The 15,499-nt window shown below is 68.7% G+C and carries 18 protein-coding genes and 2 tRNA genes; 10 read left to right on the forward strand and 10 right to left on the reverse strand.

Features of this window, described 5'->3' with window-relative positions; translation table 11 throughout:
* Positions 1-170 precede the first annotated feature (170 nt).
* Positions 171-845 carry an HAD family hydrolase gene (locus BM249_RS01395; protein WP_091968186.1) on the reverse strand — a complete coding sequence of 225 codons (675 nt, stop codon included), beginning with the start codon at positions 843-845 and terminating at the stop codon, positions 171-173.
* Positions 846-1,210: 365 nt separating this feature from the next.
* Between BM249_RS01395 and BM249_RS01400 the strand changes: the two genes are divergently transcribed.
* The 7 genes from BM249_RS01400 to BM249_RS01430 all read left to right on the forward strand — a co-directional run bounded on the left by BM249_RS01400 (position 1,211) and on the right by BM249_RS01430 (position 8,007).
* Complete coding sequence (locus BM249_RS01400) at positions 1,211-2,011, forward strand: MetQ/NlpA family ABC transporter substrate-binding protein (protein WP_091968188.1); 801 nt, start codon at positions 1,211-1,213, stop codon at positions 2,009-2,011.
* The gene (locus BM249_RS01405) at positions 1,999-3,138 is read left to right on the forward strand and encodes a methionine ABC transporter ATP-binding protein (protein ID WP_091968191.1); all 1,140 of its coding nucleotides are present in this window, start codon (positions 1,999-2,001) and stop codon (positions 3,136-3,138) included. Before BM249_RS01400 ends, BM249_RS01405 begins: the two co-directional genes overlap by 13 nt.
* Positions 3,119-3,772: a methionine ABC transporter permease gene (locus BM249_RS01410; RefSeq protein ID WP_091968194.1), complete on the forward strand. Its 654-nt coding sequence runs from the start codon at positions 3,119-3,121 to the stop codon at positions 3,770-3,772. The genes BM249_RS01405 and BM249_RS01410 overlap by 20 nt, the downstream gene beginning before the upstream one ends.
* Before the next feature lie 32 nt (positions 3,773-3,804).
* Positions 3,805-5,037 (forward strand): SfnB family sulfur acquisition oxidoreductase, encoded by a 1,233-nt coding sequence (locus tag BM249_RS01415; RefSeq protein WP_091968197.1) that lies wholly within the window; start codon positions 3,805-3,807, stop codon positions 5,035-5,037.
* A 2-nt stretch (positions 5,038-5,039) separates the two neighbouring features.
* On the forward strand, positions 5,040-6,278 hold the full coding sequence (locus BM249_RS01420; protein WP_091968200.1) for an SfnB family sulfur acquisition oxidoreductase: 1,239 nt from the start codon (positions 5,040-5,042) through the stop codon (positions 6,276-6,278).
* Positions 6,279-6,295: 17 nt separating this feature from the next.
* On the forward strand, positions 6,296-7,657 hold the full coding sequence (locus tag BM249_RS01425) for an LLM class flavin-dependent oxidoreductase (RefSeq protein ID WP_091968204.1): 1,362 nt from the start codon (positions 6,296-6,298) through the stop codon (positions 7,655-7,657).
* A gap of 92 nt (positions 7,658-7,749) precedes the next feature.
* Positions 7,750-8,007, forward strand: a complete 258-nt coding sequence (locus tag BM249_RS01430; RefSeq protein ID WP_091968207.1) for a hypothetical protein — start codon at positions 7,750-7,752, stop codon at positions 8,005-8,007.
* A 109-nt stretch (positions 8,008-8,116) separates the two neighbouring features.
* Here the strand turns inward: BM249_RS01430 and BM249_RS01435 are convergent, their stop codons facing one another.
* The 4 genes from BM249_RS01435 to BM249_RS01450 form a co-directional block, all read right to left on the reverse strand.
* Entirely contained in the window at positions 8,117-8,617 is a 501-nt protein-coding gene (locus tag BM249_RS01435; protein ID WP_091968211.1) for a CAP domain-containing protein, read from the reverse strand.
* A 119-nt stretch (positions 8,618-8,736) separates the two neighbouring features.
* On the reverse strand, positions 8,737-8,952 hold the full coding sequence (locus BM249_RS01440) for a hypothetical protein (protein WP_091968215.1): 216 nt from the start codon (positions 8,950-8,952) through the stop codon (positions 8,737-8,739).
* A gap of 178 nt (positions 8,953-9,130) precedes the next feature.
* A tRNA-Asp gene (locus tag BM249_RS01445) sits at positions 9,131-9,207 on the reverse strand.
* A 75-nt stretch (positions 9,208-9,282) separates the two neighbouring features.
* Positions 9,283-9,359 (reverse strand) — tRNA-Asp (locus BM249_RS01450).
* 253 nt (positions 9,360-9,612) lie between these two features.
* Between BM249_RS01450 and BM249_RS01455 the strand changes: the two genes are divergently transcribed.
* Positions 9,613-10,842 (forward strand): peptide ABC transporter permease, encoded by a 1,230-nt coding sequence (locus tag BM249_RS01455; RefSeq protein ID WP_091968218.1) that lies wholly within the window; start codon positions 9,613-9,615, stop codon positions 10,840-10,842.
* A gap of 16 nt (positions 10,843-10,858) precedes the next feature.
* On the opposite strand, the gene BM249_RS01460 is transcribed toward BM249_RS01455, so the two are convergent.
* The 4 genes from BM249_RS01460 to BM249_RS01475 form a co-directional block, all read right to left on the reverse strand.
* Positions 10,859-11,269: a metallopeptidase family protein gene (locus BM249_RS01460; protein ID WP_091968222.1), complete on the reverse strand. Its 411-nt coding sequence runs from the start codon at positions 11,267-11,269 to the stop codon at positions 10,859-10,861.
* A complete protein-coding gene (locus BM249_RS01465) occupies positions 11,266-11,985 on the reverse strand; it encodes a pyrimidine 5'-nucleotidase (protein WP_091968225.1) in 720 nt (239 codons plus the stop codon). Before BM249_RS01465 ends, BM249_RS01460 begins: the two co-directional genes overlap by 4 nt.
* A gap of 138 nt (positions 11,986-12,123) precedes the next feature.
* The gene (argB, locus tag BM249_RS01470) at positions 12,124-13,020 is read right to left on the reverse strand and encodes an acetylglutamate kinase (protein ID WP_091968227.1); all 897 of its coding nucleotides are present in this window, start codon (positions 13,018-13,020) and stop codon (positions 12,124-12,126) included.
* Positions 13,021-13,165: 145 nt separating this feature from the next.
* Positions 13,166-13,735 (reverse strand): Clp protease/crotonase-like domain-containing protein, encoded by a 570-nt coding sequence (locus BM249_RS01475; RefSeq protein ID WP_091968296.1) that lies wholly within the window; start codon positions 13,733-13,735, stop codon positions 13,166-13,168.
* A gap of 239 nt (positions 13,736-13,974) precedes the next feature.
* Here BM249_RS01475 and BM249_RS01480 point away from each other — a divergent pair, with 239 nt between their 5' ends.
* Together BM249_RS01480 and BM249_RS01485 are read left to right on the forward strand one after the other, a co-directional pair.
* Positions 13,975-14,184, forward strand: a complete 210-nt coding sequence (locus tag BM249_RS01480; protein ID WP_091968230.1) for a hypothetical protein — start codon at positions 13,975-13,977, stop codon at positions 14,182-14,184.
* 184 nt (positions 14,185-14,368) lie between these two features.
* Positions 14,369-14,644 (forward strand): hypothetical protein, encoded by a 276-nt coding sequence (locus BM249_RS01485; RefSeq protein ID WP_091968232.1) that lies wholly within the window; start codon positions 14,369-14,371, stop codon positions 14,642-14,644.
* A gap of 52 nt (positions 14,645-14,696) precedes the next feature.
* Here the strand turns inward: BM249_RS01485 and BM249_RS01490 are convergent, their stop codons facing one another.
* Complete coding sequence (locus BM249_RS01490; RefSeq protein ID WP_091968298.1) at positions 14,697-15,479, reverse strand: MOSC domain-containing protein; 783 nt, start codon at positions 15,477-15,479, stop codon at positions 14,697-14,699.
* Positions 15,480-15,499 lie beyond the last annotated feature (20 nt).

Raw genomic sequence — 15,499 nt, forward strand, 5'->3', positions numbered from 1 at the left:
CCCTCGGCACGATGGGGGCACCGGACGTTTGCGAAGGGTTGCGCGAGGGTGGGAGAGCCGGTTTGGGCTCCGGGGACACGACCGTTGAAGAGCCGCCGCATACGAACTTCGTCGCCCTGGTCCGGGCCGCGAGGCGAATGCCGCCGCGGCGCCCCCTGAGACAGATCGCATCAGGGCTTCGTCGGGTGCAGGGGTGAGGTGTCGTAGGCGGCCAGAAGGTCGGCCGGGTCGCGGTAGGTGGCGATGCAGCCGGCCCGAAGCAGCTCGTCCGCCGTCCAGCCGCCGCTGAGGAGCCCGATGGTGCGCAGGCCCGCCTTGCGCGCCGCCTCGGCGTCGTACGGCGTGTCGCCGATGACGATGGCGTCCTGGGGCGCGATCCCGTCGAGCCGCTCCAAGGCGGCCTCGAAGATGTCGGGATCGGGCTTGCTCGCCTCGGCATCGTCGGACGACGTTTCCGTGCCGATCAGATCCGCGATTCCGGCGATCGTCTTGTAGGTCTGGAGTTCGTCGGCCTTGGCCGAGGATGCCAGGGCCAGCCTCCGGCCATCGGCCCGCAGGCGCCGCACGAGATCCCGGACACCCGGCAAGCCCTCGATCGTCGGAAGGTATCGCGTCTTCAGGATCTCGGCCCGGTGCGCCTCCAGGGCTTCGCCGCGTTCCTCGATTTCGGCCTCGGACAGGAACACCGGGAGCAAATGGTCGCCGCCTTTGCCGATCTGACGCCGAATGTCTTCCAGGGGAAAGTCGTGGCCGAAGTCGCGGAATGCATCCTGCCACGCCTTCGCATGCTGGGACACGGAGTCGATCAACGTTCCATCGACATCGAAAATCACTGCTTTGACCATCACCAACCGTCTCCGTGTTGGGGGAAAGCGGCGGATCGCCCGTCCTGTTCCGGAGCGGCGCGCCGGAGTCGAAGCGAAGCCCTGAGCGCGCAGATGTTTTCCGCCCGGAAGGCATGCGGGCGGTTCGGCCGGACGCCACGGGATCGGCGGCGAAGAAAAGGTTTCTCGAACCCACTGAGCTCGGGAGATTGTTTGGGCCTTTCCAGGCCGATCTTTGGAATGTGCGCCGGGGTGGATTTGGCCTAACCTTTCTCACGTTGGCGAGGATGGGCCGATCACTTGTATCGGTCATGCGCAAGGCCTGCGCGCGCACCGCCGCCATCCGATTTGGCTTCGGCAGACCTTTCCGTTCGAGTTTGGTATCGATGCACATCTTGAGACTGTTCGCCGTTGCCGCCTTCAGCTTGGGGGCGATGACGGCGCAAGCCGCGAGCCTGAAGATCGGCGTGGTGCCGGGTGTCTATGCGGACGCGGTCAATGCCGTCCTGCCCGAAGCGAAAGCACGGGGCATCGACGTCACCGTGGTGGAATTCAGCGATTGGACGACGCCGAACGTCGCCCTCGACGCGGGCGACATCGACGTGAACTTCTTCCAGCACCGCCCCTTCATGGAGAATGCGGAAAAGCAGAAGGGCTACGATTTCGCGCTCGTCGGCCTCGGTGTCCTGCAAAATCTCGGGCTGTACTCCCTGAAGCACAGGAGTCTCGAAGCCATACCGGCGGGGGGCCGCGTCGCCATCGCCAACGATCCGGTCAACCAGGGGCGCGGCCTGCTGCTGCTGCAGAAAGCGGGGCTCATCAAACTGCGCGACGGCGTCGGCTTCCTCGGCACCCTCGACGACATCACCGAGAACCCGAGGAAACTGAAGTTCACCGAGGTAGAGGGGCCGCAGCTCGCCCGGATCACCGGCGATGTCGACCTCGCGCAGGGCTATCCGCACTTCATCGTGGCCTCGGGCGCCTTCGATCCGGCAGGTGGCCTCGTCTATTCGGGCATCGAGGACAAACTCTTCGCGGTCGGCTTCGTCACCAAGGCGGTGCGCAAGGACGATCCGACGATCCGACAGTTCGTGGATCTGTTTCAGGCCTCGGCGGCCGTGAAGGCGCAAATCCACGCCTCGTTCGCCGGCAGCGACAAGCTCTACGTGCTGGCATGGCTGAAGTGACGGGAAGCCTCGCCTTCGAGCGGCTGCGCGATCCCGGCGGTCGGATCGCCACCGGTGCCCGCGTCGTGCCCGTCGCGCGCGCCACGACCGCCCCGCGGACCGCCGGCAGCGTCCGGTTCGAGGCGGTGTCCAAGAGCTATCGCACCGTCACCGGCACGGTCCGGGCGCTGGAGGCCATCGAACTGACGATTCCCGCCGGGGCGATCTTCGGCATCATCGGCCGCTCGGGCGCCGGAAAGTCGAGCCTGTTGCGCACCATCAACCGGCTGGAAGAGCCGAGCTCCGGCCGCGTCCTGGTGGATGGCGAAGCGGTCGGCACGCTCGATGCCGATGGGCTCGTGGCCCTGCGCCGGCGCATCGGCATGATCTTCCAGCACTTCAACCTGCTTTCGGCCAAGACCGTGCGGCAGAACGTGGCGCTGCCCCTCGCCGTCGCCGGCGTGGCCAAGGCCGAGATCGGCCCGCGGGTGGACGAGGTGCTGCGCCTCGTCGGCCTGGAGGACAAGGCCGATGTCTATCCCTCGCGGCTGTCGGGCGGGCAGAAGCAGCGGGTCGGCATCGCCCGCGCCCTCGTCACCCGGCCCGAGATCCTCCTGTGCGACGAGGCCACTTCGGCCCTCGACCCGGAGACGACGCTATCGATCCTGGAGCTCCTGCGCGACATCAATCGGCGCCTCGGGATCACCGTCGTTCTCATCACCCATGAAATGAGCGTCATCCGCGAGGTCTGCAGCGACGTGGTGGTTCTCGAGCGCGGACGGGTCGCCGAGACAGGGCCGGTCTGGCGCGTGTTCGGACGGCCGACGCATTCCGCGACGCGCGCCCTCCTCGAACCCCTCACCCGTGCCCTGCCGGAGGATCTCGCCGCCCGCCTGCAACCGCATCGCACGCCCGGCGCCGCCCTGGTGCTGCGGATCACCTGCGCGGGCGAAGCGCCCGATCTCGCGGCCCTGGGGGCGGCGGCCCCATCCGTGCGCCTGATCCAAGCCGGCCTCGACCGCCTCCAGGGCCGTGCCGTGGGCCGGATGATCGTCGCCGTCGCGGACCCGGATCCCGAGGTCGAAGCGCGTCTACGGGCGCTGGGCGCTGAGATCGAGAGGATCGGCTATGTCGCCGCAGATGATTGACCGCCTCTGGCAGGCCGGCCTCGACACCCTTGTGATGGTCGGGGCCTCCGCCGGGATCGCGGTTCTGGGCGGGCTCCCCCTGGCCCTGTTCCTCGTCACCTCCGGCCCCGGCGGCATCTTTCCCGCGCCGCGTACGAACCGGATGGTGGGCACCCTCGTCAACGGCTTTCGCGCCGTACCCTTCATCGTGCTGCTCGTCGCCCTGATCCCGTTCACCCGTCTGGTGACCGGCACCACCATCGGCGTGTGGGCGGCCATCGTGCCGCTGGCCGTCAGCGCCACGCCGTTCTTCGCCCGGATCGCCGAGGTGTCGTTGCGCGAGGTCGATGCCGGCCTCGTCGAGGCGGCTCAGTCCATCGGCTGCCGCAGGCGACACATCCTCATCCATGTGCTGCTGCCCGAGGCCCTGCCGGGCATCGTCGGCGGCTTCACCATCACGGTGGTGTCGATGATCGGTGCTTCCGCCATGGCGGGAGCCGTCGGGGCCGGCGGCCTCGGCGATGTGGCGATCCGCTACGGCTACCAGCGCTTCGACACCACGGTGATGGCCGCCGTGATCGCGATCCTCGTCGCCATCGTGTGCCTCGTCCAGCTCGTCGGCGATACCGTCGTGCGCCGGCTCACGGCCCGCTGACGAATTTGCCAAGGCTACCGGATCTATCAAGCATGACAGCACGCCTCGACCCGGACGCCGTGGATCGTCATCCGTCGCCCCCCACACGCCCGCATCGCATTCGGTCCGACGCCGAAGCCCTTGAGGCCGCGCACGCCGTCGCCCGGGTGTTCGCCGAGGGCGCGGCGGAGCGTGACCGCGACCGGCGCCTGCCCTGGAACGCGGTGGAGGCCTTCACGGCGAGCGGCCTCGGCGGCATCACGGTTCCCCGCGCCCAGGGCGGGGCGGACGTCTCTTATGCCACCCTCGCGGAGATGTTCGCGATCCTGGCCGCCGGCGATGCCTCGGCCGCCCAGATCCAGCAGAACCATTTCGGCGTGCTCGCCCTGGTGCGGGCCGCCGCCAGCCCGGCACAGGCCGAGCACATCTTCTCCGATGTCCTGGCGGGGTACCGGATCGGCAATGCCGGTCCCGCCCGCGACGGTCGCGCCATCACGCAGGTCGGAACCCGCCTGATCGCCGGCCCCGAGGGCGCCCGTCTTTCGGGCGAACGATTCTATTCGACGGGCGCCCTGTTCGCCCACTGGATTCCCGCCCGTGCCGTGGACGAGGCCGGGCGTTCGCTTCTGGTCTGGGTTCGGCGGGATGCCCCGGGCGTGCGGGTCGTGGACGATTGGCAGGGCTTCGGCCAGCGCACCACCGCGAGCGGAACGGTCGTGTTCACCGAGGCCCCCGTGGAGGACCGCCTCACCCTGGATCTTACGGATCTGGCCGACCGTCCGGGCTTGTTCGGCGCCACGTCGCAACTCATCCATGCCGCCATCGATGCGGGCATCGGTCGGGGTTCCGTGGCGGCGGCCCTCGATTTCGTCCGGACGAAGACGCGGGCCGGCCCCTTCACCGTGGAGGACGCCCGGGAAGACCCCTACATCCTCGGCGAGATCGGCCGCTTGGCAATCGACCTCCACGCCGCCGAGGAGGTGCTCGCCCGCGCCGCCCGGACCCTCGACGGCGTCGCCGCCGCCGCCATAACGGCGCAGGGCGCGGCGCAAGCCTCCGTCGCCGTCGCGGAGGCCAAGATCCTCACCACCGAACTCGCCCTCGACGCCTCGGAGCGCCTTCTCGAACTCGCCGGCACCTCGGCGACGCGGGCGGGGCCGAATCTCGGGCGCTTCTGGCGCGACGCGCGGGTGCACACCCTGCACGATCCCGTGCGCTGGAAATACCATCTCGTCGGCAACTACACCCTCAACGGCGCGCTGCCGGCCCGGCATCAGTGGAATTGACCATGCCGCTTCAGCCCCACGAGACCGCCTTCACGCGCGCACCGCCTCCGCCCCGCCCGGTGCCGGTGATCCCCGACGACGCGAGCGCGCTCGCCGTCGCCCGCACCCTGGCGGAGACCTTCATCGCGTCCGCCGCCGCGCGCGACCTCGACCGGGAGCTTCCGTTCGAAGAGGTCGAACGCTTCACGCGATCCGGCCTCTGGGCCATCACGGTGCCGAAGGCGTATGGCGGCACCGGCGTGAGCAGTGCCACGGTGGCGCAGGTCATCGCCATCGTGTCGGCGGCGGACGGCTCGCTGGGTCAAATTCCGCAGAACCACTTTCATGCCCTCGAAGTGCTGCGCAACGGCGGCAGCGAAGGGCAGAAACGCGCGCTCTACGCCCGCGTGCTGGCCGGCGAGCGCTTCGGCAACGCGCTTGCCGAGATCGGCCAACGCGACCACGTCCGCCGCACCCGCCTCGCGCGCGACGGCGACGGCTGGTTCGTGGAGGGCCGCAAGTATTACTGCACCGGCTCCCTGTTCGCCCACCGTATCCCGACCCTGGTGGAGGCCGAGGAGGAGGGGCGCGCGGTCACCCATCTGGTCTTCGTGCCCCGCGACGCGCCGGGCGTGACCCTGGTGGACGATTGGGACGGCTTCGGCCAGCGCCTCACGGGTTCGGGCTCCGTCGTGTTCGACCGCGTGCCCGTCGAGCCCGACTGGGTCGTGCCCTACAGCGCCTCCATGGAGCGCCCCACCGCCATCGGCCCCTTCGCGCAGATCTTGCACGCAGCCATCGACCTCGGCATTGGCCGGGGGGCGTTCGCCGAAACCCTGCCCTTCGTGCGCGACCGCGCCCGGCCCTGGATCGATGCCGGCGTCGCCCGGGCCGGCGACGATCCCCTGACGCTCCAGGCCATCGGCGAGGTCAGGGTGCGTCTCAACGCAGCCGACGCCCTGCTCGAATGGGCGGGGCGCTTCGTCGACCGGGCCCGGGAAGCCCCTGACGCCGAGACCGTCGCGGCGGCCTCAGTCGCCGTGGCCGAAGCCCGCTCGGCCAGCCATCGGGCGGGGCTTCTCGCCGCCAACAAACTCCTCGAACTCGGCGGCACCTCGGCCACCGACCGTGCCGAGGCCCTCGATCGCTACTGGCGCAACGTCCGCACCCATACGCTGCACGATCCCGTGCGCTGGAAGCACCACTGGATCGGCGCCTATCACCTCAACGGCCGGCATCCGCCCCGATACGGCGCCCTGTGACGGCGGCTCAAGGTTCCATGACGAAGCAGATCCTCCTCAACGCGTTCAACATGAACTGCGTCGGCCACATCAATCACGGCCTCTGGACCCACCCCAACGACCGCTCCGCCGACTACAACACGCTGAGCTACTGGACCGAGCAGGCGAAGCTCTTGGAGCGCGGGCTGTTCGATGGCCTGTTCATCGCCGACATCATCGGAGTCTACGACATCTATGGCGGCGGCATCGACGTCACCGCCCGGGAGGCCGTGCAACTGCCCGTCAACGAGCCGACGGTGCTCGTCTCGGCCATGGCGGCGGTGACGCGCCATCTCGGCTTCGGCGTCACGGTCAACGTCCACAACGAGGCGCCCTACACCTTCGCCCGGCGCCTCTCGACCCTCGACCACCTCACGGGGGGGCGGATCGGCTGGAATATCGTCACCGGCTACCTCGACAGCGCCCATCGCGGCCAGGGCAGCGGCGCCCTGCCGGCGCACGACCGGCGCTACGATTACGCCGACGAGTACATGGACGTGCTCTACAAGCTCTGGGAAGGCAGCTGGGACGACGCGGCGGCCCGGCGCGACCGGGCGGGCCGGGTCTTCGCCGATCCGGCGCGGATCCGTTCGGTGTCGCATCGGGGCGAATTCTTCGATGTCTCGGGCTATCACCTGTCGGAACCGTCTCCCCAGCGCACGCCCGTCCTGTATCAGGCAGGCGCCTCGGGGCGGGGCCGGGCCTTTGCCGGGCGCCATGCCGAATGCGTGTTCATCTCGGCCCGCGACCGGCCGAGCGCCCGCGAGGCCGTGCGGGCGATCCGGGCGGAGGTGGTCGCCGCCGGTCGCCGGCCCGATGACGTGAAGATCTTCGTCGGCCTCGCGGTCATCCCGGGCCGCACGAAGGCCGAGGCCGAGGAGAAGCGGGCCGAGTATCTGCGCTTCGCCAGCCCCGAGGCCGGACTCGCCCATTTCTCCGCCTCCACGGGCATCGACTTTGCCTCCTACGGCCTCGACGATCCGATTGTCTATGGCCGGGGCAACGCCATCCAGTCGGCGAACGCCGCCGCCGCCCGGCGCGGCTTGACGAAACGCGATCTCCTCGCCGAACTCGGACTCGGTGGCCGTTACGCCGTCCTCACGGGTGATGCCGTCACGGTCGCCGACGAACTCCAGGCCTGGGTCGAAGAGGGCGAGGTCGATGGCTTCAATCTCAGCCGCATCGTGGTTCCGGACAGCTTTGCGGATTTCGTCGATCTCGTGATCCCGGAGTTGCAGGATCGCGGGCTTTACAAGACCGCCTATGCGGAGGGCTCGCTGCGTCGCAAGCTCTTCGCCGAAGGTGACCGCCTGCCGGACTGGCACGCCGCCCACGCGTTTCGCTTTCGCGGAGCGGCCTGAGGACGAATCTCCGATGGTTGCGGCCCGCCCCTCCTTGAGGGTACCGGTCTGTCCGGGCGCCGCCCCCCGCGGCGTGAGACGGGATCAGCGATATGACCGAGCCGCGCGGCTTTCCCACCCCGTGGCTCGTCGTCGAGAAGGCGGAGAGCTTCTGTATCGAGGATGCGTCGGGCGCCGCCGTCGCCTGGACCTACTTCTCGGACGACGCGAAAGCTCGGGCGGCCACGGGCCTGATGACCCGCGACGAGGCCCAGCGCATCGCCAAGGCGGTGGCGATGATTCCCGAAATGCGGACCATCATCCGCACCCTGCAGGACGGCTTGGCCGAGGCCGACGCGTCGGACGCGTGAGTGCCTCGTGCATCGATCCAGACGGAGGCTTCAGCCGTGTCTGGGAAACTTGATGCAAAAACAAAAGCCTTGTGCTCTGGCGCATGAACGAAGTGATTGCGTCACAGCACTAGCCGCCGGCGAGGACCAGGGCCCAGAACCGCTTGTAGCGTGTCCCCGGCGCATCGACGCGGGCGATGCCGACGCGCTTCAACTGCGGGATCAGCATGTTCTTGTTGTGCTCCGGCGACGCCTTCCAGCGGGCCAGCACCTCATCGAAGGTGTTCGCGCCCGCGCTGAGGTTTTCCGCCGCGTAGGCGCGCCCGAATCCGGCTTGCGCCATGCGGGCCTCGAACGTTCCGCCGCTCTCGTGGCTCAGCCGTCCGATCTTGGCGTTCGAAGCCGCCTGATACGATGCCGCCCGGATCAGGCTCGGGTCGATCACCACCGCGCCGAGGCCGTGCTGCGCCCGGTAGCGCGAGATCGCCGTCGCCGCCGCTTGTTCGTCGAGGATCACGACGCTCACGGGGCCGTCGGGTGTGAGCAGGGTCGGCGCGCCACAGCCGGCGAGGGCCAGCATGAGGAGGGCGGTACAACCCAGGGCGGCGAAGCGGAACGGGATCGGGGACATCGGCTCGATGGGGCATGGGCGGGGGGCCTCCGCCCTTCCTCGCTCCGTGCGGCGAAAACGCGGCACCCGCCGCCGGCCGACCCTTTGGGGTTCACCCTGTGCTGTTTGGGGAACGCCGGTCAGATGCGGGTGCAGGGGTCGCGCAGGGGCGCGCCGCAGCGCCAGCCGGTGATGCGATAGGTCGGATGCGATCCGATCCATTGCGCCAGTTGCGGTTGGGCCACGTGTTGGCAGGCCCGTGCGTCGGCGACATCCAGGGCGAGGCGTCGCGCTTCGCAGGTATCGGGCGCATGGGTCATGCAAGCGGTGAAATAGAGGAAGAAGAAACCCGGCATCGTCCACCCTCCGCAACCGCGAGCGTTGGACACGAGCGTCCTTCGGCCGGATGCGCCGGTGGAGTTCTAGGATTCGGGCGGGCGAAAGCGAGCCGGCGCAATGTCACCATCGCTCGAACACAGGTTCGAATGGGCCGCAAGCCCATGAGACGATACGAAGATTCAAAATGGAGAAAAATGGCGCGGGCGACGGGGCTCGAACCCGCGACCTCCGGCGTGACAGGCCGGCACTCTAACCAACTGAGCTACGCCCGCGTGGCGTGAAGATCGTCCGCTCAGGACGGGCGATTCCAAAACGAGGAACCGGATCTTCGAAACGATTGTGTGTAGTGGCGCGGGCGACGGGGCTCGAACCCGCGACCTCCGGCGTGACAGGCCGGCACTCTAACCAACTGAGCTACGCCCGCGTGGCGTCCCGCTGCGTCTCCGCTGCGGTGTCGGGGGTTTAGGTTCGACCGCCGGGACTGTCAAGCCGGCTTCGATGGCATTCCTCCGGTTCTCCCGGGGGGACGCGATCCCGTGCCGCCGCCGCCGCGTGCGTGTCCGTTGGGGTACAGGTGTTGCGCGGGCTCTACAGCCCGGCGGATGCGGCTGCACTACGAATGGCGGCGTAGCGCCGGGCGAATTCGTGGCGCCGGTTCACGGCTGACAGTCGCAATCATGGCGCGTACGTCCAATCCTCCCGTCGATCCGGCCCTCGACGCCGCCGCCCTCCTGCGGCGTGTCGGGTTCTTCGGTCTGTTCGTCATTGTGCCGGTGACGGCGCAGATGGGGCGCCGCGCGGCCGTGATCCTGGCGCCCATCGCCGTGGTGCTCCTCGTCCTCGCCAGCATCATCGACGGCAAGTCCGGTCCCTGGCGGAGCGTCGCCCTGCGCCTCCTGCGCCGGCCCGCCTGGCTCGCCGGTCTTCTCCTCGTCCTGTGGGCGGCCCTCTCCCTGGTCTGGACGCCGTTCCCGGAGTTGGCGACGGAGCGCCTGCTCAATCTCATCGCCACCATCCTGCTCACCTTCGCGGGCTACCTCGCCCTGCCGGAGCGGATGCGCTCGGCCAACCTCTACCTCGTGCCCGTCGGGACGGCGGCGGCGGCGATCGTGGCGATCCTCCTCGGCCTGTTCGAGCATCGCCTCCTCGGGGTGCCCGGAGAGGCCGACGGCACCCTCGACCGGGGAATGACGCTCCTCGCCCTCCTGATCTGGCCGGCTGTGGCCTGGTTGCGCTCGCGTGGCCGTGACATCGAAGCCCTCGGCCTCGCGCTGCTGGTGGCGGCGGCCCTCGTCGTCTCTCCGAACGCACCGCCCCTCGCCGCCCTCGCGGTGGGGGCCGTCGCATTCGCCCTCACGACCCTGCGGCCGGCCCTCGGCGTCTCCCTCGTGAGCCTCGGCGCGATGGGGCTCCTCGTGGCGGCGCCGTTGCTGCCCTTCCTCGCGCGCCCCGTGGCGTCGGCCCTGTTCGGCCCGCTTTCGCCCGGCGCCCTGTCGCTCAAGGTCTGGCAGAAGGTCGTCACCTCCGAGCCCCTGCGTCTCGTCACCGGGCACGGCTTCGAGACGGCGCTGCGCGGACGCATCTTCCATCTCCTGCCCGCCAACGCACCCACCACCCTGCTGTTCGAGTTGTGGTACGAACTCGGCATCGTCGGGGCTTTCGCCGCGGCGTTCGCCCTCCATGCCGCGATCCGGCGGGGCGGGCGCGGCACCCCGGTGCTCGTGCCCGGCACCATGGCGGCCTTCGCGGCGGCCTTCGCCATCGCGTGCATCGGCGTGGGGCTCACGGTGATGTGGTGGCTGACCACCCTGACGGTGGCGATCCTGACCTTCGTGGCGGTGGCGCGCGGCCAGTTCCGCACGCGGCGCCCCAAGGCGAGCCAGCTCGTTCAGCACGAAGCGCCCTGACGGCGTTCGGCCCCGGTCAATCGTCGGCGCGCGCCTCGATGCCCGCCATGTCGCGATCCGACAGGCCGAAATGGTGCCCGATCTCGTGGACGAGCACATGCGTCACGAGGTGGCCGAGGGTTTCCTCGTGTTCGGCCCAATAATCGAGCAGCGGCCGTCGATAGAGCCAGATCTGATTCGGCATCTGCCCCGTTGAGACCTCGCCGGCCTGGGCCAACCCGATGCCCCGGAACAGGCCGAGGAGGTCGAATTCACTGGCGCAATCCATCTCCGTGAGGGTCTCGTCGTCGGGAAAATCCTCGACGTGGACGATCACCCCCGGGCACAGGGTCCGGAACTCCCGGGGCAAATCCGCGAAGGCCGCATGGGCCAGGGCCTCGATCTCCGCGAGGGAGGGGGCCTGCCGCTTCGCCCAGTCCGTGCTCAAGGCAGCACCCGCTCGGCGAGGAAGCCCGCGAGATCGCTGGTGATGTGGTCGATATGCGCCTCCCGAACCGCTTCCTGCTCGAAGGCTTCCCGGAACGGGTCGAGCGTCCGGGGCACCACCAGCACGGTGGCCATGCCGATCTCGTGCGGGACCACGAGGTTGCGGGCGATGTCCTCGAACAGGGCGGCCCGGCGGGGATCGACGCCGTGGCGCAGGAGGAAGCGTTCATAGGTGGAACGCTCGGGCTTGGGCACGAAATCCGCGTCGGCGATGTCGAACACGTCCTCGAAATGGTCGAGGATGCCGAGCTTGCGCGCCACGCTCTCCGCGTGCCGCCGCGATCCGTTGGTGAGGATCAGCTTGCGCCCGGGAAGCGCCGCGATGGCCGAGCCGAGGGTCGGATCGAGCGCGATGGTCGAGTGGTCGATGTCGTGGGCGAAGTCGAGGAAGTCGTGCGGGTCGACGCCCGCCTCGGTCATCAGCGCCTTCAGGGTGGTGCCGTAGCGATGGTAAAAGTATTTCTGCAGGGCGCGGGCGGAGAGGCCGTCGAGCCCGTAAAGGCGCATCACGTAGAGGGTGATGCGCTCGTCCACCTGCGGCCACACCCGGGCGTCGCTCGGGTAGAGCGTGTTGTCGAGGTCGAATACCCAGGTATCGACCTGGTCGAAGCCTCGGGACGCGGCGGAGGTGAAGTGGCTTTCGCCGGGAAGGAACAAGGCGATCCGATATGCGTGCGGGCCGGATGAGCCGGCCGGGACGGCTAAGATGGGGCCTCGACCCGAAAAGGGAAGCGCCACCGTTCGTCCGAGGGCTGGAGGTCCGGCTCCACCCGATGGCGAGCCGGACCCGGATTCTCAGCTTCGGCGGATCAGGGTGCCGGCGCCGTAATCGGTGAACAATTCGAGCAGCACGGCGTGGCTGACCTTGCCGTCGAGGATGACCACCGCTTCCACGCCCTGCTCCAGGGCGTAGATGCAGGTCTCGACCTTCGGGATCATGCCGCCCGTGATGGTGCCGTCGGCGATGAGGCGGCGGCAATCGTCGAGGGTGAGCTCTGGAATGAGCTTCTTGTCCTTGTCGAGGACGCCCGGCACGTCGGTGAGGAGCAGCAGGCGCTTGGCCCGCAGCGCCCCCGCGATGGCCCCCGCGAAGGTGTCGGCGTTGACGTTGTAGGTCTGGCCGTCGGCGCCGAAGGCCACGGGGGCGAGGACGGGAATCAGCTCGGCCTTCAGCACCGCGTCGAGGACGCCGCGCTCGACATGGTCGGGCTCGCCCACGAGGCCGAGATCGACCTCCGTCTCGGCCTTGCTGTCGGGATCGACGACGGTGCGCAGGGCCTTCTTGGCCCGCACCATGTTGCCGTCCTTGCCGCACAGGCCGATGGCCCGGCCGCCCTCGGCGGAGATCCAGCCGACGATCTGCTTGTTGATGGAGCCGGCCAGCACCATCTCGACCACCTCGACGGTGGCTTCGTCTGTGACGCGCAGACCGCCCTTGAACTCGGATTCGATCCCGAGTCGCCCGAGCATCCGGCCGATCTGCGGTCCGCCGCCATGAACCACGATGGGCTTGAGGCCCGATTGCTCCAGGAGCACGATGTCCTCGGCGAAATCCTCCGCCGCCGCCCGGTCGCCCATGGCGTGTCCGCCATACTTGATGACGACGATTTCCTGGTCGTAGCGCTGCATGTGCGGCAGCGCCTGAACCAGAACCTCGGCGCGTACGTGAACGTTCGGCAACGGGTCTTTCATCGTGGGGCTCGTTCCTCGATGCGTGCCGGGCGGTCTCGCGCGGCGCCTGGCTTGTCGGGCAGCCGGGCTTCTAGCGCAGGCATGTGACTCTGCGAAGCAGCGCGCGACGATTTTTAACCGCCACGCCCGCTCCCGGCCGGGACCGTCAGATCACGGCTTCGATCAACCCGAGGCGGCGCGCCTCCTCGGCCTCGATGTACCAGTTCGACGGTGCCCGGGCGATCACCTCGTCCAGGGCCACGCTGGACCCGGCGATGAGATTGGCGAAGCCCTCGTTCTGGATCTCGATGGAGCATTCCAACTCGTGCAGCGCGGCCGTCGCGGTGGCGATGCAGGTGGTCAACGGCCCCTCGAGGGTCAGGGTCTTCGAGATCTTGCGCTCGTGGATCATCAGGCGCGTGCCGGGCGTGAGGTATCGGTTGGCCCGCGCGAAGAAACTCATGAAGGTGGTGCCCGCCGAGTAGATCACCGCCTTGCCGAGGAAGACGAACCGGCGATGGGGTGCGACGGCACCGGCGAAACGGATGTCCTCGCCCATCATCCGGGCCACCTCCGGATCGCCGCCCAACGTCGAGACCTCGACCACGACGAAATCCTCGCCCGCCGCCGCGTCGAACTGCCGGCGGAAATCCTTGTACATGCCCTGGTCGACGGGGCCGGAGAGCAGGATGGCGGGCGCGGTGAAGGCCGAAGCGGGCAGGGGTTGAGGGTGCATCGTCATCCCGGTGAGGTTCGGCCCCAGCGACGGGCCCCGGCCAAGAGACGTTCGGCCGGCGTCCGGGTTCCACATCAGGCCGCGAACGCGAGATCATCTCGCGACAGCGCGAAATCGCCCGGCTTCGGTCACCGCCGACCATTGGAAAGATTCGAAATGTCAGGTGTCGGGTTACGTGTTTACGGAATCGTTTACCGTCATCTGTAATCCTAAGTCTTGTCCCCCAGGGGTTTAGGCCGATGTTTGACGCCGATCTCACCGTTACGCGCCCGACTCTCACCAGTCCCGGCCCGCTTCTCGTCGCACTCTACCGTTTCGGAGCCGAAGCCTCGTCCACGGCGGATCTTTGGCAGCAGTTGACCGAGAACTACATCGTCGACCTCGACGCCGTGGCGGCCCTGCTGCCACGGGCCGAACCCGATCCGGCCTGGCGGCCGAGCCGCGACTGAACCCGGGGCGGATCGCCCATCGGGCAAGCAACCTGGCACGCCGTATGCGTGCGGGTCATCGAAGTCCAAAAGACTTTTCAAGAAATCGTCCTTCGGGGAACGCTCGAGACAACAATCACGCGGTCGCTCGTACGCCCGAGCCACGCCGCGGACCTTCTTCGCCATTTCGAACAAGGGGTCCGTCATGTCCGATTTGCTGTCCGTTTCCCTCGTCTGCGCGTCCCTGCTGTCCGCCCAGGATTGCACGCGAACGACCGCCCTCGACGTCATCGTCTCACCCGTCCGCACGCCGATGGAGTGCCTGGTCCGGGGCCAGGTGGTCGCCGCCTCTACCAACCTGCTGGAGGGGGACAGCCGTTATCTCAAGATCACCTGCGAGCGCCGCCATGCCGACCTGCGCCGGTTGCGGCGGGCGGGTTACGCGGCGGCCGTGGTGCTCGTGCCGCGCGACGCGATCTGACGGTCCACGGCCCCTGCGATCGCCGAACCGTCCTTGCCGGGATGCCTCCCTCTCAAGGGGATGTTTCTTCGAAGCTCACGGATTCGCCGACCCGGAGAACGCCGCCGCGCATCACCTCGGCATAGACGCCGCAATCCGTGTGGCCGAGGTGGTGGGACAGGGTGCGGGGAATCGCGAGGTCGCGCTGGCCCGTGACGGGGTCCACGTTGGTCGCGGCGCAGCGCTCCGTGCGCTTGAGGACCCGCAGGGTCACACCGTCCGGCGTCGTCAGGGTTCGTCCGACGAGATCGAGTTCGGCCCAGGGCGCGAGGCCCGTCACGTGCAGGTTGGCGCGAAACCGCAAGGGATCGACGGCGGCCCCCGTCATGGTCTCGAGGGCCGAGACGCTCGCGAGATTGAGGAGCGAGACGTAGCCACGCGGCGAGTCGGTGAAACGAAAGCCGTCCGGGGCGGCCAGAACCTTGGGCGGCCCGCGCAGGGCCTCGGGCAGATAGCCGGCGAGGAACGTTTCGATGGCGGCCCGCCCATCCGGCGTACGCAGATCGCCCCGCGCCGCGACCTGCCCCTCGTGCCGGATCGTGAGGGTGTGGTCGTCGGGCGTGTAGCGCACGTCGAGGCGGGCGAGGGCCTCGTGGCGCATGAGCATGAGAAACTTGATCTTGGGCTGATGCACGGGCGCCGCCGGGTCGAAGCCCGATGGGCCGTTCTCGACGGCGAACAGGCGATCGCCCGGAAAATACCCGCCGGTCTCAAGGATCGCGTCGTCGAGCCGTTCCGGAGAAAGCCCTTTTACGGGATAACGATGCAGGGCGGCGAGGTGCAGAGCGGTCGTCATCACGACAGCATGACCCCCGG

Source organism: Methylobacterium gossipiicola, assembly GCF_900113485.1.
Taxonomy (GTDB): Bacteria; Pseudomonadota; Alphaproteobacteria; order Rhizobiales; family Beijerinckiaceae; genus Methylobacterium; species Methylobacterium gossipiicola.

Excerpts from the sequence above, each read along its gene's own strand:
- BM249_RS01395 (WP_091968186.1), bottom strand. The coding sequence starts at position 845 with ATGGTCAAAGCAGTGATTTTCGATGTCGATGGAACGTTGATCGACTCC.
- BM249_RS01400 (WP_091968188.1), top strand. The coding sequence starts at position 1,211 with ATGCACATCTTGAGACTGTTCGCCGTTGCCGCCTTCAGCTTGGGGGCG.
- BM249_RS01405 (WP_091968191.1), top strand. The coding sequence starts at position 1,999 with ATGGCTGAAGTGACGGGAAGCCTCGCCTTCGAGCGGCTGCGCGATCCC.
- BM249_RS01410 (WP_091968194.1), top strand. The coding sequence starts at position 3,119 with ATGTCGCCGCAGATGATTGACCGCCTCTGGCAGGCCGGCCTCGACACC.
- BM249_RS01415 (WP_091968197.1), top strand. The coding sequence starts at position 3,805 with ATGACAGCACGCCTCGACCCGGACGCCGTGGATCGTCATCCGTCGCCC.
- BM249_RS01420 (WP_091968200.1), top strand. The coding sequence starts at position 5,040 with ATGCCGCTTCAGCCCCACGAGACCGCCTTCACGCGCGCACCGCCTCCG.
- BM249_RS01425 (WP_091968204.1), top strand. The coding sequence starts at position 6,296 with ATGACGAAGCAGATCCTCCTCAACGCGTTCAACATGAACTGCGTCGGC.
- BM249_RS01430 (WP_091968207.1), top strand. The coding sequence starts at position 7,750 with ATGACCGAGCCGCGCGGCTTTCCCACCCCGTGGCTCGTCGTCGAGAAG.
- BM249_RS01435 (WP_091968211.1), bottom strand. The coding sequence starts at position 8,617 with ATGTCCCCGATCCCGTTCCGCTTCGCCGCCCTGGGTTGTACCGCCCTC.
- BM249_RS01440 (WP_091968215.1), bottom strand. The coding sequence starts at position 8,952 with ATGCCGGGTTTCTTCTTCCTCTATTTCACCGCTTGCATGACCCATGCG.
- BM249_RS01455 (WP_091968218.1), top strand. The coding sequence starts at position 9,613 with ATGGCGCGTACGTCCAATCCTCCCGTCGATCCGGCCCTCGACGCCGCC.
- argB (WP_091968227.1), bottom strand. The coding sequence starts at position 13,020 with ATGAAAGACCCGTTGCCGAACGTTCACGTACGCGCCGAGGTTCTGGTT.
- BM249_RS01475 (WP_091968296.1), bottom strand. The coding sequence starts at position 13,735 with ATGCACCCTCAACCCCTGCCCGCTTCGGCCTTCACCGCGCCCGCCATC.
- BM249_RS01480 (WP_091968230.1), top strand. The coding sequence starts at position 13,975 with ATGTTTGACGCCGATCTCACCGTTACGCGCCCGACTCTCACCAGTCCC.
- BM249_RS01485 (WP_091968232.1), top strand. The coding sequence starts at position 14,369 with ATGTCCGATTTGCTGTCCGTTTCCCTCGTCTGCGCGTCCCTGCTGTCC.
- BM249_RS01490 (WP_091968298.1), bottom strand. The coding sequence starts at position 15,479 with ATGACGACCGCTCTGCACCTCGCCGCCCTGCATCGTTATCCCGTAAAA.